Source organism: Kitasatospora sp. NPDC057198 (assembly GCF_042670125.1).
In the GTDB taxonomy this organism is placed as follows: Bacteria; Actinomycetota; Actinomycetes; order Streptomycetales; family Streptomycetaceae; genus Kitasatospora.
This window is the reverse complement of the sequence record NZ_JBHUWH010000145.1, coordinates 1-16,464: the sequence shown is the minus strand read 5'-3', so window position 1 is coordinate 16,464 and position 16,464 is coordinate 1. Positions and strand designations below refer to the sequence as shown.

The window sequence follows — 16,464 nt, the reverse complement described above, 5'->3', positions numbered from 1 at the left end:
GACACACATGGCGGCGATCATCACGGAACACCTCGACCGCAACGATCACCGCCAGCGATCACGCCACGCAGTTGATCAATTACCCGACACTTTCTAAGGGTCCGCCCGGTTCTGGTGAACGTTCAACCGGGGCGGAACTTTCAACACATTCACCGGTCATATGACTGGATGGTGGACATACCGATTGGGCACTGTGGTGGCGGGCCGGACACCGGCCGCGCCGGGGGGAGCCGGCCCGCGGCCGGTCGCACCGCGACCCGCCCCGGATCGGACCCCTCGCTGCTGCGGAGCGTGCAGTCATGCCCGTGTCGGTTCACATGGTCCCCGGCCAGGGGGACTTCCCCGTCCAGACGCTCTACCGGGCCGCCGCCCGGGACGGCGCACTGCGCCGCGCACTGCACGCCGTCTACGAGGAGATCGACGCCGCTGTCGGTGCCGACCCGGGCGCCGAGCCGCTGCCGCCACTGGCCGGCCTGCTGCTCGGTGAACACCCGCCCGGAGGAAGGGAGTTGGCGCAGGGTCCGGTGGGTCTGCCGCAACTCGCCCACCACGGCGCGGCGCTGGCCTGGCACCGGCTGCTGACCGAACGGCACGGCCCGCCCGCCGCCCTGCTCGCCGTCAGCTTCGGCGAACTCGCCGCACTGACCGCCGCCGGGTCCTGGACGGTCGCCGCCGGCGCGGCCGCCGTCCTGTACCTGGCCGAAGTCCTGGCCGGCGCGCCCGGCGCACTCGCCCTGATCGGCTGCGGCGAGGACCGGGCCGTCGAACTGGCCGCCCGCGCCGGAGCCGGACGGGTGGCCGTCGGCTGCGTCAACAGCCCCCGGGAGTGCGTGCTCGCCGGCCCGCCCGGACACCTCGCCGCCGTCGAACGGCTCGCCACCGCCCAGGGCGTCACCGCCGTCCGACTGCACCTGCCCTTCGGCTCCCACCACCCCGAACTCGAGGACCAGCGGGCCGAGTTCGAGACACTGCTGCGCGACGGCCCACCGATCCGGCCGCCCGCCGTACCGCTCTACTCCGCCGTCGCCGGACGCCGCTACACCCCCGCCGACGACCTGGCCGCCCGGACCGCCGACTGCCTGGTCCGCCCCGCCCACCTGCCCCGGGTCCTCGCCCTGCTCGCCGCCCACGGCCACACCGACTACCACGAGGCGGGGCCCGGCAGCGCGCTCGGCCGCAACGCCGCCGACTGCCTGCGCGGCACCGGCGCCCGGGTCGCCGGGGTCACGAACGGCGAGGCGCCAACTCCGGAGGAGAGCAAGGGGGTTCGGACGGTGACGAAGACGAACGGGACGGTGGGGGAGTCGAGCGGGAGGGATGGGGCGGTGGGGGAGTCGAGCGGGACGGCGGCGCAACCGTCCGGGGCGCTGGGGGAGTTGCTGCACGGCCGCCAGCACCCCGGCTACCTGCCCCGGCTGCACCGCGCGCTGGCCCGGCACCCGTACCGCGTCGCCGAAGCCCCCGGGGAACGCGAGCCCTACCTCCACCGCCGTCTGCGCGCCCTGCTGCGTGCTCTGCCCGCCGCCGCCGACCTGCACGCCGACGCCGACGCACTGGCCGCCGCGCTGGCCTGGGCCGCCGTCGCCGACCCCCGGCTCGGCATGTCCCTCGTCACCCAGACCGTCCTGGGCCAGGGCTCGCTGCTGCGGCTGGCCGGCCGGGCCGAGGACGTCCGGCCGGAACTCGACGCCGTCGACGCCGGGGAACTGCGGATCGGCTACCTGGTCACCGAGGCCGGCCGGGCCAGCAGCCACCTCGGCGCCGGAACGACCGCCGAATTCCGGCCCGACCGGAGGGAGTTCGTGCTGCGGACCCCCGAACCGGAGGACGCCAAGTTCGGCGGCGTCCCCCAGCACCCCGGGGCGCGCGGCGCCGTGGTGGTCGCCCGCGCCGTCGACGCCGCCGGACAGCACGGCGGAGTGTTCGCCTTCCTGGCCCGCCTCGCCGACCACGACGGCCCCCGGCCCGGCGTCACCCTCTCCCCGCCCGTCCCGGTCGGCGCCCTCCCGCTCAGCTACCACCGCGTCCGCTTCGACGGTCTGCGCGTCCCCGAGGCGCACTGGCTGCGCGACGACGCCGACCTCGACGCGCACGGCCGCCTGCACGACCCGCGCACCCCCGCCGACCGGCTGCGCCGCACCCTCGCCGTCGGCCAGGACCTGTGGGGCGTCCTGCCCACCGCGCTGGCCGCCCTCGCCCGCCAGTCCGCCGTCCTCGCCGTCCGGCACTCCCGCCACCGCGAGACCCGCGCCGCCCTCGCCCCCGGCACCCCGCTGCTCGCCCACCGCAGCCAGCAGCGCGCCCTGCTCGGCGCCCTCGCCGACGCCTTCGCGCTCAGCTGCGCCGCCGCCCGGGCCCGCGAACTGCTCGCCGCCGCACGGGAGTCCGACACCGCCGAGGCCGGGAGCGGCTTCGCCCCGTGGGCCGCCGTCAGCCGCCCGCTGTCCGCGTACAAGGCGCACTGCGCCGACGAAGCCGAACGGATCATCGCCGACTGCCAGCGCCGCTGCGGCCACGCCGGACTCGCCGACGGCAACCGGCTGGCCGGCTACCACGGCTTCGCCCGCTCCTTCGACCCGGCCGGCGGCGACAGCAGACTCATCCGCTACGACCTCGGCCGCGCCCTGCTGGACGACCCGCCGACCGGAACGCTCCCACCCATCCCGACCGACCTCGCCGACCCCGGCTGGTGGCCCGCCGTCCTGGCCCGCCACCAGCACACCCAGACCAACTGGCTGCGCCGCGCCACCGCGGAGGGGACGCGCACGGGCGCCAGCCCCTTCGAGGTGTGGAACCCGCTGCTCGACCGCGCCGCGGAACTCGGCGCCACCTACGCGGCCCGGCTCGCCGCCGAGGACCTCCCGCGCGCCCTCGCCGCCCTCCCCCCGGACGGAGCCACCAGCGCCCTCGCCCACCTCGCCGCCCTGCGCGCCGCCGACCGGCTGGCCGGCCCGCTGCTGCGCCACCGTACCCTCACCCCCGGCGAACTCGCCGGCCTGGAGAACGCCCTCGAACGCGGCTACGACCGGCTGCTGCCGCACCTGGAGCGGGTCGAGCGGGACTTCGCCTTCCCCGACGAGATCGTCTAGCGCCGGAGCAGCCAGCAGGGCTCACGAGAGCACCACCAGGGGCTCGGGGAACGGCGAGCCCGGGTCTGCTGACGGTTCACTGCCGTGGCGCGCATCTGCTTTCGGTTCTGTTACTGCACGCAGCAGCACGGACCTCCGATGGGCTCCGGCCACCAGCAGCACGGACCCGCCGTTCCCCGGGCCCCTGGTTTCGCCTCCCGCCGTTCGTACCCGAGCCCCTGATTTCTCCCGAATTCGTCTGCACAGGTAAGGAGCTTGCGGTGGTGAACGCAGTGGGCGTGTGGGGCACCGGGCGGTACGTGCCGTCGCGGGTGCGGGGGAACGGGGAGGTGGCGGCGGCGGTCGGGGTGACCCCGGAGTGGATCGCGGAGCGCACGGGCGTGCGCCGCAGGCACGTCGCGGCGGGGGAGCAGGCGGCCTCCGACCTCGCGGCGGAGGCGGTGCGCCGGGCGCTGGCCTCGGCCGGGGTGACGGCCGCTCAGCTGGGGTTGCTGGTGTGCGCGACGTCGACGCCGGACGAGCTGGGCCCGGCGACGGCGTGCCGGGTGCAGGCGCTGGTGGGGGCGGTGGGCGCCGTCGCGCTGGACGTGTCGGCGGCCTGCTCGGGCTGGCTGTTCGGGGCGAAGGTCGCGCACGACTGGCTGCGCGAGGCGGACGGGCCGATGCTCGCGGTGGTGGTCGGGGTGGAGGCGTACTCGAAGTTCCTGGACCCGGCGGACCGGGCCACCGCCGTGCTGTTCGCGGACGGCGCCGCGGCCACCGTGCTGGGCCCGGTGGAACCGCCGGGCGGGCTGGGCGGGTTCCGGCTCGGCTCGGACGGCACGCTCGCGGACCGGGTGCTGATCCCGGCCGGCGGCAGCCGGCGTCCGGCCAGCCGGGAGACCCTCGCGGAGGGCGCGCACCGGATCCGGATGGACGGGCGGACGGTCAGCCGGTTCATCCGGGACGCCTTCCCGCGGATGCTGCGCGAGACGCTGGAACGGCACGGCCTGGCCGTCGGCGACATCGACCACGTGATCACCCACCAGCCCAACCCCGTCCTGCTGCGCCGGCTCGCCGCCGAGGCGGGCCTGGCCGACCGGATGACCGTGGTCGGCGACCTGGTGGGCAACATCGGCGCGGCCAGTGCCCCGTACGCGCTGGCCACCGCGCACGCCGAGGGGCTGCTGCAGCCCGGCGACCTGATCCTGCTGACCGTCTTCGGGGCCGGGATGACCTGGGGCAGCGCACTGCTGCGCTGGTCCGGGCACCCGGCCGGAATCCACCACGAACGGAAGGAAGCACTGCCATGAGCAACCGCACGCTGCCGGGGGCGTTCCGGCTGGACGGTGCCCGCACCCTGGTCACCGGGGCCTCGCGGGGCATCGGCCGGGCCTGCGCACTGGCGCTGGCCGAGGCCGGGAGCGACCTGGTGCTGAGCGCCCGCACCGGGGCCGCGCTGCGGGAGGTGGTCGAGGAGGCCGAGGAGCACGGGGTACGGGCGCTCGCCCTGCCCGCGGACCTGGCCGAACCGGGCGCGCCGGGCGGGCTGGTGGAGCGGGCGGCCGCGGCACTCGGCGGGATCGACGTGCTGCTGCACAACGCCGGGGTGCTGCCCACCGCGGCGGACGGCAGCCCCGTCCTGGTGCCGTTCCAGCACTCCACCCAGCAGGACTGGGAGTACGTGATCTCGGTCAACCTGAACGCCACCGCCGAGATCTGCCGGGCCGCGCACCCCTACCTGGCGGCCTCCGACCGGGCCTCGCTGATCCTGATGTCCTCCGCGTCCGGGGTGATGGGCACCCCGCTGCTGGACGCGTACGCCGCGACCAAGGCCGCGCAGATCTCGCTCGCCCGCAGCCTGGGCGTCGGCTGGGCCCGCGAGGGCATCCGGGTGAACGCGGTCTGCCCCGGCTGGACCACCACCGACATGACCAGCTTCGCCTCCGGCGCCGAGCCGTTCTCGCGGTGGCTGATGGCGCACGTCCCGCAGGGCCGCTGGGGCGCCCCCGAGGATATCGCCGGCGCGGTGCTGTTCCTCGCCTCGCCCGCCTCCGCCCTGGTCACCGCGCAGGCCCTGGTGCTGGACGGCGGACTGAGCACCCCCGACGGCGGACTGGCGGCCATCCCCAAGCCGCCCTCCCCGTTCGCGGCCTGAGGAGGCGTCCGGTGCCCCGCGCGGCCGTCGTCGGGATCGGCTCCTGCCTGCCCGCCCGCAGCGTCGACAACGAGGAGGTGATCGCCGAAGGACGCCTGGACAGCAGCGACGAGTGGATCCGCCGGCGCACCGGCATCCACCGCCGCCGGCGCGCCGCCCCCGGCACCGCCACCGGCGACCTGGCCGTGTACGCGGCCGCCGCCGCCATCGAATCCGCCGACGCCGCACCGGACTTCGTGCTGCTCGCCACCACCACCCCCGACCACCCCTGCCCCGCCACCGCGCCCGCCGTCGCCCACCGGCTCGGCCTGCCGCGCGTCCCCGCCCTCGACCTGTCCGCGGTCTGCTCCGGCTTCCTGTACGCGCTGGCCACCGCCGACGCGCTGGTCCGGGCCGGCACCTGCCGCCGGCCGCTGGTGATCGGCGCCGACACCTATTCCACCATCGTCGACCCCGCCGACCGCGACACCGCCGCCCTGTTCGGCGATGGCGCCGGAGCCGTCCTGCTGGCCGCCGCCGAGGACGGCGCGCCCGGCGCCCTGCACGCCGCCGACCTGGGCAGCGACGGCGGCGGGGCCGCCCTGATCACCATCGGCGCGGGCGGCTCCCGGCACCCCGACCGGCAGCGGCTCGACCCGGACGCGCACTGGTTCCGGATGCGGGGCCGCTCCGTCTACGGGCAGGCCGTCCGGCACCTCACCGACTCCGCCGGGCGGGCGCTGGCCGCCGCCGGGTGGCGGGCCGCCGACCTCGGCGCGTTCGTCGCCCACCAGGCCAACCAGCGGATCCTCGACTCGGTCGCCGACCGGCTCGGCCTGCCGCCCGCCGTCCGCTTCGGCAACCTGCGCGACCTCGGCAACACCGCCGCCGCCTCCATCCCGCTGGTGCTCGCCGACGACGGCCCGCAGCGCGCCCTCGCCCCCGGCACCCCCACCCTGCTCACCGCCTTCGGCGGCGGCCTGACCTGGGCCTCCGTCGCCCTCACCTGGCCCGCCGCCACCCCCGTCCGCCGCACCCTGCCCTGACACCCAATGCCCTGACACCCAATGCCCTGACACCCCCCCCGCACCAGGAGGAGACCTCCCGTGGACCAGGTCACCGAACGCATCGCCGCCGTCCTCACCGAGAAGTTCGACGTCCCCGCCGACCTGATCACCGCCCGGGCGAGCTTCCAGGAGCTCGACCTCGACTCGCTGTCCGTCGTCGAGCTGTACGTCACCCTCCAGGAGGAGTGGGGCGTCCCGCTGGACGCCGAAGCCGCCGGAGCCGAGGTGACGGTCGGTCAACTCGCCGACGAGGTACGCACGCTGCTGGACGGGCGGCGACCCGGGGATGACTGACCGGATCGTGGTCACCGGCACCGGGGCGGTCACCGCCGGGGGCGACGACCTGGACGCGACCTGGCGCACCCTGTGCGAGGGGCGCGGCACCGCCCGGCGCGACCCCGCCCTGGACGGCTGCCCGGTGGCGATCAGCTGCCGCCCCCCGCACCCCGAGGAGGCCCCCGTCCGGCAGGGCTGGCGGCTGGACCGCTCCACCCGCTACCTGCTGACCGCCGCCCGGGAAGCCCTGCGGGAAGCCGGCCTCGAGGCGTTCGGCGGTCGCGCCCCCGACTGGGAACCGGCCCGCGTCGCCGTGGTCGTCGGCTCCGCCGCCGGCGGCATCGCCGTCCTGGAGAACGCCCACCGCCGCCTGCTGGAACACGGCCCCGACGCGCTCTCCCCGCTCACCCTCACCGGCTACCTGCCCAACCTGTCCGCCGCCGGACACCTCGCCCTCGCCCTGCGCACCACTGGCCCCGCCCTGCACACCTCCACCGCCTGCGCCTCCGGCGCCGACGCGATCGCGCACGCCGCGCTGCTGCTCGCCACCGGCGCCTGCGACCTCGCCGTCGCCGGCGGCACCGACGCCATGGCCACCCCGCTGTGCGCCGCCGCCTTCGCCCGCACCGGCGCGCTCTCCCGGCGCACCGACCGGCCCGCCACCGCCTCCCGCCCCTTCGACCGGGACCGGGACGGCCTCGTCCTCGGCGAGGGCGCGGGCGTCCTGGTCCTGGAACGCGCCGCCGACGCCGCCGCCCGCCGCGTCCCCGCCCTCGCCCACCTGGCTGGCTGGGCCGCCACCTCCGACGCCCACCACCCCACCGCCCCCGACCCCGCCGGGCGCGGCCTGCGCGCTGCCGTCGCCCTCGCGCTGCGCGCCGCGGACGCCGGCCCCGACGAGGTCGGGCACGTCAACGCGCACGGCACCGGCACCCCGCAGGGCGACCGGGTCGAAGCCGCCGCGATCCGCGACCTGTTCGCCCGCACCCCGCCCAGCGTCACCTCCGCCAAGGGCGCCCTCGGCCACACCATGGGCGCGGCCGGCGCGATCGAGGCCGCCCTCACCGTCCGCACCCTGCGCACCGGCACCGTCCCGCCCACCGCCAACCACGACGCCCCCGGCCCCGACACCGCCGGTCTCGACCTGGTCACCGGCGCACCCCGCCGACAGGCGCCGCGGCTGGCGCTCAGCCACTCCCTCGGCTTCGGCGGCCACAACGCCGTACTGGCCCTGCGCCCCTGAACGGCCGTCACACCCGTCACGCCCGTCACGCCCGTCCAGGCGACGCGGGCGTCACAGGCGGCGCGGGCCGGTGCCGTCCCCGGCCAGGGCGTCGTGCGGGTTCAGCAGGGCGCACGCCTTCATCGACAGGCAGCCGCAGCCGATGCAGCCGGTCAGTTCGGCCTCCAGCCGCTCGATGGTCCGGCGGCGCTCCTCCAGCCGGAGCTTCCAGTTGCGGGAGGCGCGCTGCCACTCCTGGTGGCTGGGCGGCCGGTCGAGCGGCACGTCGGCGAACGCCTCGCGCAGGTCCTCCAGCGGGATGCCGATCCGCTTCGCCACCGAGATCAGCGCGATCCGGCGCAGCATGTGCCGCGGGTAGCTGCGCCGGTTGCGGCCGTCGCGCTCGGAGGCGATCAGGCCGAGCTCCTCGTAGAACCGCAGTGCGGACACCGCCGCGCCCGTCCGCGCGCTGACCTCGCCGATCGGCAACCGGTCGTCCGCCGCGGGCTCCGTTCCGTCCGGCCGGTGGGCCGCCATCCGCCGCCTCCCCCGTTGACCTCAAACATTGCTTGAGGACCTACGGTCGACCGGGACCACCCGCTGGTCGCCGCCCTCCCGGAGGTCCGAGCACCGCGGCCGGTTCCCCGCCGGCCGTCCCCGTTCAGGTGAACCGGCCCGGCTCCCGTCCCGTCCGCGGGGCGGCGGGCGTTGGATCAGGGCATGGACGACGTCGCCCCCGCCCCCGACGCCCGGACGGACGCGCACCCCTGCGTCTGGTGCGGAAAGCCCGCCCCCGCCGCCGGCAGACGCGGCGCCCGCCCCAAGTACTGCGGCCAGACCTGTCGGCAGCGCGCCTACGAGGCCCGCCGCGAGCGCCGCCGCACCGCCGCCGCCCTCGGCCTGATCGCCGACACCGACCCCGCCGAACGCGCGGAACGCGCCGCGGCCGCACTGGCCGACGCGGCCCGCGTCCTGCTGGAGATCGCCTGCAGCCGGCCCGGCCTCCCGCCGCCCGTCGCCCTCTCCGCCGCGGAGAGCACCGGCATCCTCGAAGCCCTCCTGCGGGTGGCCACCGGCCGCCCCACGGCCACCCCCGTCCGGTCCGACCACCCGTGAGCCCCGGCCGGCGCCACCGGCCCGGCCTCAGCCGCCGTACCGGCGCCGGCGGGCGGTGTACGCCTCGACCGCGCGCAGGAAGTCGAGCTCGCGGAAGGCCGGCCAGTACGCGTCGCAGAAGTACAGCTCCGCGTAGGCGCTCTGCCACAGCAGGAAGTTGGACATCCGCTGCTCGCCGCTGGTGCGGATGACCAGGTCCGGGTCGGGGCTGCCCGCGGTCTGCAGGTGGCGGGCGATGTGCTCGCAGCTCAGCTCCTCGGCCAGGGCCCGGACGGGGCGGCCGCTGTCGGCGTGGGCGTGCAGCAGGCCGCGCACGGCGGAGACGAGCTCCTGGCGGCCGCCGTAGCCGACGGCGAGGGTCAGGTGGGCGCCGGTGGGGCAGTCGGCGGTGGCGGCCACCGCGTGCGCCAGGGCGCGGGCGGTCGACTCCGGGAGGGTGCTCTGGTCGCCGGCCAGGTGGACCCGCCAGCGCGGTCGGGGGCCGGCCAGGTCGCGGGCCAGGACGTCCTCGATCACCCGCATCAGGAAGGCGACCTCCTCGTCGCCGCGCCGCCGCAGGTTCTCCGCCGAGCAGAGGAACACCGTCACGTGGCGCACGCCCAGCGCCTCGCACCAGCCGAGCACCGCGCCCGCGTGCCGGGCGCCGTAGTGGTGGCCGAGCCGGGTGTCGGCGAAGCCCCGCTCGCGGGCCCAGCGACGGTTGCCGTCCATGATCAGGCCGATGTGCCGGGGCAGTTCGGCCCCGGCCAGGCGGCGGCGCAGCCGGTCGGTGCGCAGGGCGGTCAGGGCGGTCAGGGGGTTCGAGGCGTTCAGGGCGGGACGGGTCTTCGGGGCGAGCAGGGCTTTCAGGGCAGGCAGGGCTTTCAGGGCAGGCAGGGTGTTCGGGGCAGGCAAGGTGACGGCCTTTCGGTGGGCGGGCCCGCATGGTGCACAATGAATAGCACGCGGCGCGTGTCATCGAGAAGCGCGGCCGGACGGAGGAACAGGAACAGGTGCGCACCAACGACGCCCAGATGCTGGTGCTGTCCGCCCTCGCGGACGGCCCGCTGCACGGATACGCCGTCAACACCGCCGTCGAGCGGATGACCGGTACCCGGCTCGGCCGCGGCAGCCTCTCCGGCGCCCTCGCCCGGCTGCGCGACAAGCAGTTGATCGAGTACCTGCCCGGCGAGGGCCGCCGCCGGCCGGTCCGGCTGACCGCCGAGGGCCGCCGGGTGCTCGGACGGGAGCTCGACGCCCTCGCCGACGTCGCCGGACAGCTCTTCGAGACGGTCGTCCCCGACCGGATCGCCTACCAGGAGCGCCTCAACGGCACCGACCAGGCCCGCGCCTACCAGCAGGTCCTGCTCGACGCCCTGGACGCCCGGCCGGGACACCACCTGCTCGACTGGGGCTGCGGCACCGGCGCCGCGCTGCCCGCCCTCGCCCGCGCCGCCACCTCCCGCGGCCGCCTCCTGGGCGTCGACCACGACCCGGACATGGTCCGCCGGGCCGCCGGGAGCGCCGCCGGCCTCCCCGGCACCGCCGTGCTGCGCGCCGACGTCCACCGCCTCCCGCTGGCCCCGGGCAGCGCCGACCGGATCCGCACCGACCGGCTGCTCCAGCACCTCGCCGACCCGGCCGCCGCCCTCGCCGAGGCCCACCGGGTGCTGCGCCCCGGCGGCCGGCTGGTCGCCGCCGAACCCGACTGGGACACCCTCGCCGTCGACCACCCCGACCCCGTGCTCGCCCGCGCCTTCACCCGCCACCTCACCGACCGGATCGTCCGCAACCCGCTGATCGGCCGCCAACTGCCCCGGCTGGCCGCCGCGGCCGGCCTCGCCGTGCGCGCCGTCGTCCCCGTCACCCCGCTGTACCGGGACGTCCGGGAGGCGGACCGGGTGCTCGGCCTGCACCGCAACACCGAACGCGCCGTCGAGGCCGGCTACCTGAGCCGCGAACAGGCCCGGCGCTGGCTCGACCACCTGGCGCACGGCCCGTTCCTGGCCTCGGTCACCGTGCTGGTGACCACCGCCGAGAAGCCGTAGCGGCGCTGTCGGCGGGGCGCGCTAGGGTTCGGCCCCATGAGCAACGACCCGGCCCGCCGTCCGATCACCGCCCGCCGCGTCGGCGGCGCGATCTGCGCGTACGACACCACCGCCCCGGCGTTCGGGGAGCTGGAGCCCGTCGCGGTGTTCCGGCCGCGGGAGGGCGACGAGATCGTCGACCACGCGGTCGCGCGGGACCTGACGCGGGCCTACTACACCACGCTGGACGGCGCGGTCTGCCTCGCCGCGGACGGCACCGAGCTGTGGCGCTCGGACATCCCGGGCAAGTGGAGCCGCCCGCACGGCCACCACCCCGGCTGCGGGCTCTCCCCGGACGGCCGCCTGCTGTGGCTCTACCAGCCCGACGCGATGGCCGGGCGCAGCCGCCACGACACCTGGACGGCGCTGGACGCCGCGACCGGCGAACCGCTGGGGCGGCTCCCGCTGGACACCGTCGGCCACGGCGGCACGCACTTCGCCCACCCCGACAGCGGCGAGGTGCTGCTGGACGTCGGCGAGGGCCAGGACGGCACCGTCGTCCTCCGCGGCTCGTGCACCGACGGCACGCCGGAGCTGGTCGCCTACCCCTGGAGCGACCGCTGCCTGATCGACCTCTCCCCGGACGGCCGGCACTTCCTGACCGTCGACCACGGCCAGGCGGACCTCACGGTGCACGCCTACCCCGGCGGCGAGGGCGTGTTCACCCTCACCGTCGACGACTTCGGCTACGACGGCGAGGAGTGCGAGGCCGTGGTCGAGTGGAGCGGCGGCTACCTCGACCCGGACACCCTCGCGGTGGTGCTGTACGGCGAGGTCGAGGAGACCGAGCAGGAGTGGTTCCGCAGCTACCGGGTCGACGCGCGCACCGGCCGGATCCTCGGCGAGTTCGACTCCGGCACCGAGGACTGCTACGACCTGCGCCCGCTCGGCGACGGCAGCTGGCTGACCACCGCCGCATCCGGCCACCCCGTGCGCCGCGCCCTGCCCGGCCCGGCGGCCTGACGACCTGACGACCTGACGGGCGACGGGCGACGGGCGGCGGGCCCGAACGGCGGCCGGGGGCTCAGGAGTTCCACCAGGCCGGGCGGACCCGCAGCGACTCCTCCTTGACGCAGGCCAGCCCGTTGACGACCTCCTGCGCGTGCAGGTCCCAGCCGACCACGCCGTTGCCCTCGCGGCGCAGTTCGATCAGCCGGGACTGCCCGGTGTGCGCCCCCGCCGCGACGTCGCAGCGCAGCACGGTGTCCCAGGCCAGCCCGTCCAGCGCGGCGGCGAACGCCGTCAGCGGCAGCAGCACGACGGTCAGCAGCAGCGCCGCCCACTGCTCGGCCGCCACCAGCCGCAGCCGCCATGGCGCGAGCGCGACGGTGTCCGGGCGCCCGTGCGGATGGCGGCGGCGGCCCGCCCGGTACTCCTGGACCAGCCCGTTGCGCAGCGCCAGCGAGACCAGCGCCACCGCCAGCCCCCACCACGGCCCGTAGAACACCCAGCACAGCACGCCCATCGCCAGCGGGTTCACCAGCGTCAGCGCCACCGTCCGGGCCACCGCGCCCGCCGAGCGCCCGCGCGGGACGGCGCCGCGCGCCGCGAACAGCGCGAACACCACCCGGGAGGTGACCACCGCCACCAGCGAACCCAGCAGCGGACGGGTCGTCACCATGCCGACCAGCACCTCGCCGAGGTTCGGCACGCCCATGGTGGTGACCACCTCGCGGGTGTGCGAGCCGCCGCCGACCGTCCAGGCGACCTTCACCAGCGGCACCGCCGCGAGCAGCGCCAGCAGCACCGTGTGCCCCGGCCCGCCCTTGCGGTCCACCTCGGTGCGCCCGTCCGCCGTCCCCGGTGCCACCGCGACCGCCTCCCGTCGTGCCGTTGCCCCGTCGTCGGCTGGGATGCATAGCCGGTTCGGGTGGTTTCGTCCCGCCGGGTCACCGGAGCGGGTGAGGGGTTGCGCCGGGTGGACGGCGGGTGGGCGGCGGGTGGGCGGACGGTGGGCGGCGGCCGGGTGCTCAGGAGGCGGCGGGCTTGCGGGCCTCGAACAGGGTGCGGGACATGCTGGAGGTGAACCCGCCCTCGCGGCCGATCAGTTCGTGCAGTTCGCGCAGCCGCTCGCGGTAGCGATCGACCGAGAAGTCCGGCACCGTCCAGATCACCCTGCGCAGGAACCAGACCACCGCGCCGACGTCGGAGAACTCCAGCCGCAGCCGCTCGTTGCGGCACTCCACCACCTCCAGCCCCGCCGCCCGGGCCCGCGCGGCCTCCACCTCGTGCTCGCGGTCGGTGGGCACCGGGAACGGCCCGAGGAAGAACGCGCTCAGCTCGACGTTGGTGCGCCCGCCCACGTGCTGGGCGAAGTACGTGCCGCCGGGGGCCAGCACCCGGGCGATCTCCGGGAAGTCCACCCGCGCCGGGTGGCGGCTGGTCACCAGGTCGAACGCGCCGTCCGCGAACGGCAGCGGGGCGTCCTCCGGGGAGGCCACCAGGACGGCGCCCAGCGGGTGCAGCAGCCGCGTCGCCCGCGCGGCGTTCGGCGCCCAGCCCTCGGTCGCCACCAGCGTGCGCGGGAAGTTCGCCGCCCCCGCGCCCGCCAGCACCTCGCCGCCGCCGGTCTGCACGTCCAGCGCCGCGCCGGCCGCCGCGAGCCGCTCGCCCAGCAGCCGCTGGTACCCCCAGGAGGGGCGCTGCTCGGTGGCCCGGCCGGCCAGCCAGGAGAAGTCCCAGCCGTCGACGGGAGCGGCGGCGGCCTCCGTGACCAGGTCGTCGAATGATCGGTTCATGGCAGGCATCCAAGCACGTCGGAGCCGGTGGGGCCGGGGATTTAACGCCTCGTGGGGTCTTCCCGACGGGGTGTCGGCAACAGCTTGACTTAGGTGAGCCTAACCTAAATAATCGAGGGGATTCGATCTTTGGAGGCACTCCCCGATGTCCAGCCCCGACCAGCAGCCTGCCACCTTCTCCGCCCTGCTCCGCACGGCCAGCGCCGAGGAGCACCGGGCGGCCGAACAGTCCTCCTTCATGGGCGACCTGCTCGGCGGGAGGCTCGGCGTCCAGGCGTACACCGACCTCACCGGCCAACTCTGGTACGTCTACCGCGCCCTGGAAGCCCACCTGGACACCCTCGCCGCGCACCCCGTCACCGGCCCGCTGGTCGACCGCGCCCTGCTGCGCACCGCCGCGATCGAACGCGACCTCGACCACCTGGCCGGCCCCGACTGGCGCGACACCCTCGCCCCGCTGCCCGCCACCGAGGCGATCGCCGCCCGGATCGGGGAACTCGCCGAGACCTGGCCGGCCGGCTACCTCGCCCACCACTACACCCGCTACCTCGGCGACCTGTCGGGCGGTCAGATCATCCGCGGCGTCGCCGAGCGCACCTGGGGCTTCGAGCGCAAGGGCGACGGCGTCCGGTTCTACGTCTTCGAGGAGATCGACAACCCCGCCGCGTTCAAGCGCGACTACCGCGCCAGGCTGGACGCCGCTGGCGAGCTGATGGACGAGGTCGAGCGCCGCCGGGTCGCCGAGGAGTGCAAGCGGGCCTTCGTCCTCAACGGCGCGATATTCGGCGAACTCGGCGCCCGGTACCCGCTGAGTGCCTGAGTGCCTGAGTGCCAGGGCGCCTGAGTGCTTGGGCGCTTGGGCGTCGGACGGGTGGGCGGAGCGGGATGGGCGAGGTGGGGCGGGTGACGGGGCGGCCGTGCGCTCGGGCATCATCGTCCGCATGAGCGAGACGCACGACGACCAGTTGGCCACCCTCTGGCAGGATTTCCTCGACCTGCCCTTCCCGCAGAGCTGCTACCGGCGCGCCCCCGCCGGTGAAGACCTGGTGCTGCTCGACAGCCACCTCGCCGGCTGCGTGTCCGCCGCCCTGACCGGGCCGCTCGACCAGCGCCGCCGGGAGGCCCTGCGCACCGGCATAGCGTCCGTCCACCGGATCCTGCCCGAACTCGCCGACGATCCGGAGGCCGCCGACTACTTCACCCGGCTGCGCGAACTGGCCGTCCTGGCGGGCGATCGCTGAGCGCCGCGCGCCGCCGCCCGTCCTGGGGGGCCGCCGTCCGTCCTGGCGGGCCTCAGCCCGTGGGGGCGCCGATCCGGTCGCGTTCGAGCGCGGAGCGCAGCCTCGCGAGGAAGCCGGCGGCGGCCGGGGCCGCCGGGTCGTCGGACGCCGCTCCGAGCAGGGCGGCGAGCTCCCGGGCGAACGTCTCCTCCGCCGCGTCGACGAGCCGCGAGCCGTCGTCGGTCAGGGCCAGCACGGAGGACCGGCGGTCGGCGGGGTTGGGCTGCCGGACGGCCCACCCCTGTTTCTCCAGGCGGTCGATCCCCTTGCTGGTCGCCCCGACGCCGATGGCGAACTCGGCGGCGAGGTCCGCCACCCGGGAGCCGGGGTGGTCGCGCAGGTGGCGCAGGAACTCGAACTGCGAGGTCACGATCCCGTGCCGCTCGCGGAGGCGGTCGTTGAGGGCGTTGTACAGGCGCGTCTCGCACCGGACCAGATCGGCGAAGAAGCTCGGGAGGTCGGCCGCTCTGCCGCTTGATTTATATTCCACGGCATATAGTGTAGCGGAATCCATTTGCGGCAGGAGGGCACCCCCATGAGCAGAGAACAGCGCGCCCGGATCGACGCGATGATGCGGCGACCGCGGCCCGAGGGCCTCCGGACGGTCGACGAACTGCGCGCCGGATTCGAAGAGTTGATGGCCCGGATGGCCGTACCCGACACCGTCCGCGCCACGCGGACCGCGCTCGGCGGACGACCCGCGCTGCGGGTCGAGCCGGACGGCGGCCCCCGCGCCGGGACGATCCTGTACTTCCACGGCGGCGGCTTCGTGTTCGGCTCCCCCGAGACCGCCCTGTCGCTGACGGGACACCTGGTGGCGAGGACCGGCTTCGGCGCGTACTCGCCGGACTACCGGCTCGCCCCCGAACACCCCTACCCGGCCGCGATCGAGGACACCCTGAGCGCCTACCGCGAACTCCTCGACCGCGGCACGGACCCCTCGGCCGTCGCGTTCGCCGGCGACTCCGCCGGCGGCGGCCTCGCCGTCACCACCTGCCTGGCCGCCCGTGACGCGGGCCTCCCGCTGCCCGCCGCCGTCGTGGCGTTCTCCCCCGGCCTCGACGCCACCCGCACGGGCCGGAGCATGGACACCAAGGAGGGGATCGACCCGGTCTTCACCCGCGCGGCCGTCGAACACACCGGGGCGATGTACCTCGCCGGGGCCGACCCCCGGCAGCCCCTGCTCAGCCCGGCCGTCCTCGCCGACCTGACCGGCTTCCCCCCGCTGCTGATCCAGGTCGGCACCAACGAGATCCTGCTGGACGACTCCACCCGCCTCGCCGAACGCGCGAGGGCGGTCGGAGTCGACGTCATCCTGGACGTCACCGCCGACGTGCCGCACGTGTTCCAGGCGTTCGCGGGCGTCCTGGACGAGGCGGACGAGGCGCTGGACCGGGCTGCCCTCTTCCTCGCCCAGCGCATCCGGGCCCGGCACCCGGCGGGCACGTCCGCGCGGTAGGCCGGACCCCGCCGCCACGCCGTGCGGGCCCGCAC

The 16,464-nt window shown here is 76.1% G+C and carries 17 protein-coding genes; 12 read left to right on the top strand and 5 right to left on the bottom strand.

The window, feature by feature from the left end:
• Positions 1 to 299: 299 nt before the first annotated feature.
• The 6 genes from ACFUEL_RS18305 (at position 300) to ACFUEL_RS18280 (ending at position 7,791) form a co-directional block, all read left to right on the top strand.
• The gene (locus tag ACFUEL_RS18305; protein ID WP_380237350.1) at positions 300 to 3,089 is read left to right on the top strand and encodes an acyltransferase domain-containing protein; all 2,790 of its coding nucleotides are present in this window, start codon (positions 300 to 302) and stop codon (positions 3,087 to 3,089) included.
• 263 nt (positions 3,090 to 3,352) lie between these two features.
• Entirely contained in the window at positions 3,353 to 4,381 is a 1,029-nt protein-coding gene (locus ACFUEL_RS18300; RefSeq protein ID WP_380237352.1) for a 3-oxoacyl-ACP synthase III family protein, read from the top strand.
• Complete coding sequence (locus tag ACFUEL_RS18295) at positions 4,378 to 5,226, top strand: SDR family NAD(P)-dependent oxidoreductase (protein WP_380237349.1); 849 nt, start codon at positions 4,378 to 4,380, stop codon at positions 5,224 to 5,226. Before ACFUEL_RS18300 ends, ACFUEL_RS18295 begins: the two co-directional genes overlap by 4 nt.
• 11 nt (positions 5,227 to 5,237) lie before the next feature.
• Complete coding sequence (locus ACFUEL_RS18290; protein WP_380237348.1) at positions 5,238 to 6,251, top strand: beta-ketoacyl-ACP synthase 3; 1,014 nt, start codon at positions 5,238 to 5,240, stop codon at positions 6,249 to 6,251.
• Between the two features lie 60 nt (positions 6,252 to 6,311).
• A complete protein-coding gene (locus tag ACFUEL_RS18285) occupies positions 6,312 to 6,566 on the top strand; it encodes an acyl carrier protein (RefSeq protein WP_380237347.1) in 255 nt (84 codons plus the stop codon).
• On the top strand, positions 6,559 to 7,791 hold the full coding sequence (locus ACFUEL_RS18280; protein ID WP_380237346.1) for a beta-ketoacyl-[acyl-carrier-protein] synthase family protein: 1,233 nt from the start codon (positions 6,559 to 6,561) through the stop codon (positions 7,789 to 7,791). Before ACFUEL_RS18285 ends, ACFUEL_RS18280 begins: the two co-directional genes overlap by 8 nt.
• A gap of 51 nt (positions 7,792 to 7,842) precedes the next feature.
• On the opposite strand, the gene soxR is transcribed toward ACFUEL_RS18280, so the two are convergent.
• The gene (soxR, locus tag ACFUEL_RS18275; protein ID WP_380237345.1) at positions 7,843 to 8,307 is read right to left on the bottom strand and encodes a redox-sensitive transcriptional activator SoxR; all 465 of its coding nucleotides are present in this window, start codon (positions 8,305 to 8,307) and stop codon (positions 7,843 to 7,845) included.
• Between the two features lie 183 nt (positions 8,308 to 8,490).
• Between soxR and ACFUEL_RS18270 the strand changes: the two genes are divergently transcribed.
• Positions 8,491 to 8,886, top strand: a complete 396-nt coding sequence (locus ACFUEL_RS18270; RefSeq protein ID WP_380237344.1) for a hypothetical protein — start codon at positions 8,491 to 8,493, stop codon at positions 8,884 to 8,886.
• Between the two features lie 27 nt (positions 8,887 to 8,913).
• Here ACFUEL_RS18270 and uppS read toward each other — a convergent pair whose 3' ends face one another.
• Positions 8,914 to 9,780 carry a polyprenyl diphosphate synthase gene (gene uppS, locus ACFUEL_RS18265; protein WP_380237343.1) on the bottom strand — a complete coding sequence of 289 codons (867 nt, stop codon included), beginning with the start codon at positions 9,778 to 9,780 and terminating at the stop codon, positions 8,914 to 8,916.
• A 98-nt stretch (positions 9,781 to 9,878) separates the two neighbouring features.
• Here uppS and ACFUEL_RS18260 point away from each other — a divergent pair, with 98 nt between their 5' ends.
• Positions 9,879 to 10,913 (top strand): methyltransferase domain-containing protein, encoded by a 1,035-nt coding sequence (locus tag ACFUEL_RS18260; RefSeq protein ID WP_380237342.1) that lies wholly within the window; start codon positions 9,879 to 9,881, stop codon positions 10,911 to 10,913.
• Positions 10,914 to 10,949: 36 nt separating this feature from the next.
• The gene (locus ACFUEL_RS18255) at positions 10,950 to 11,915 is read left to right on the top strand and encodes a hypothetical protein (protein ID WP_380237341.1); all 966 of its coding nucleotides are present in this window, start codon (positions 10,950 to 10,952) and stop codon (positions 11,913 to 11,915) included.
• A gap of 61 nt (positions 11,916 to 11,976) precedes the next feature.
• Here the strand turns inward: ACFUEL_RS18255 and ACFUEL_RS18250 are convergent, their stop codons facing one another.
• Together ACFUEL_RS18250 and ACFUEL_RS18245 are read right to left on the bottom strand one after the other, a co-directional pair.
• Positions 11,977 to 12,762, bottom strand: coding sequence for a hypothetical protein (locus ACFUEL_RS18250; RefSeq protein WP_380237340.1), 786 nt, complete (start codon positions 12,760 to 12,762; stop codon positions 11,977 to 11,979).
• A 160-nt stretch (positions 12,763 to 12,922) separates the two neighbouring features.
• Entirely contained in the window at positions 12,923 to 13,690 is a 768-nt protein-coding gene (locus ACFUEL_RS18245; protein ID WP_380237339.1) for a class I SAM-dependent methyltransferase, read from the bottom strand.
• A 145-nt stretch (positions 13,691 to 13,835) separates the two neighbouring features.
• On the opposite strand from ACFUEL_RS18245, the gene ACFUEL_RS18240 reads away from it, so the two are divergent.
• Positions 13,836 to 14,510, top strand: coding sequence for a heme oxygenase (biliverdin-producing) (locus tag ACFUEL_RS18240; RefSeq protein ID WP_380237338.1), 675 nt, complete (start codon positions 13,836 to 13,838; stop codon positions 14,508 to 14,510).
• Positions 14,511 to 14,631: 121 nt separating this feature from the next.
• A complete protein-coding gene (locus ACFUEL_RS18235) occupies positions 14,632 to 14,931 on the top strand; it encodes a hypothetical protein (protein ID WP_380237337.1) in 300 nt (99 codons plus the stop codon).
• A gap of 52 nt (positions 14,932 to 14,983) precedes the next feature.
• On the opposite strand, the gene ACFUEL_RS18230 is transcribed toward ACFUEL_RS18235, so the two are convergent.
• Positions 14,984 to 15,460, bottom strand: coding sequence for a MarR family winged helix-turn-helix transcriptional regulator (locus ACFUEL_RS18230; RefSeq protein WP_380237351.1), 477 nt, complete (start codon positions 15,458 to 15,460; stop codon positions 14,984 to 14,986).
• Between the two features lie 45 nt (positions 15,461 to 15,505).
• Here ACFUEL_RS18230 and ACFUEL_RS18225 point away from each other — a divergent pair, with 45 nt between their 5' ends.
• On the top strand, positions 15,506 to 16,429 hold the full coding sequence (locus tag ACFUEL_RS18225; RefSeq protein ID WP_380237336.1) for an alpha/beta hydrolase: 924 nt from the start codon (positions 15,506 to 15,508) through the stop codon (positions 16,427 to 16,429).
• The last annotated feature ends 35 nt before the right edge of the window (positions 16,430 to 16,464 follow it).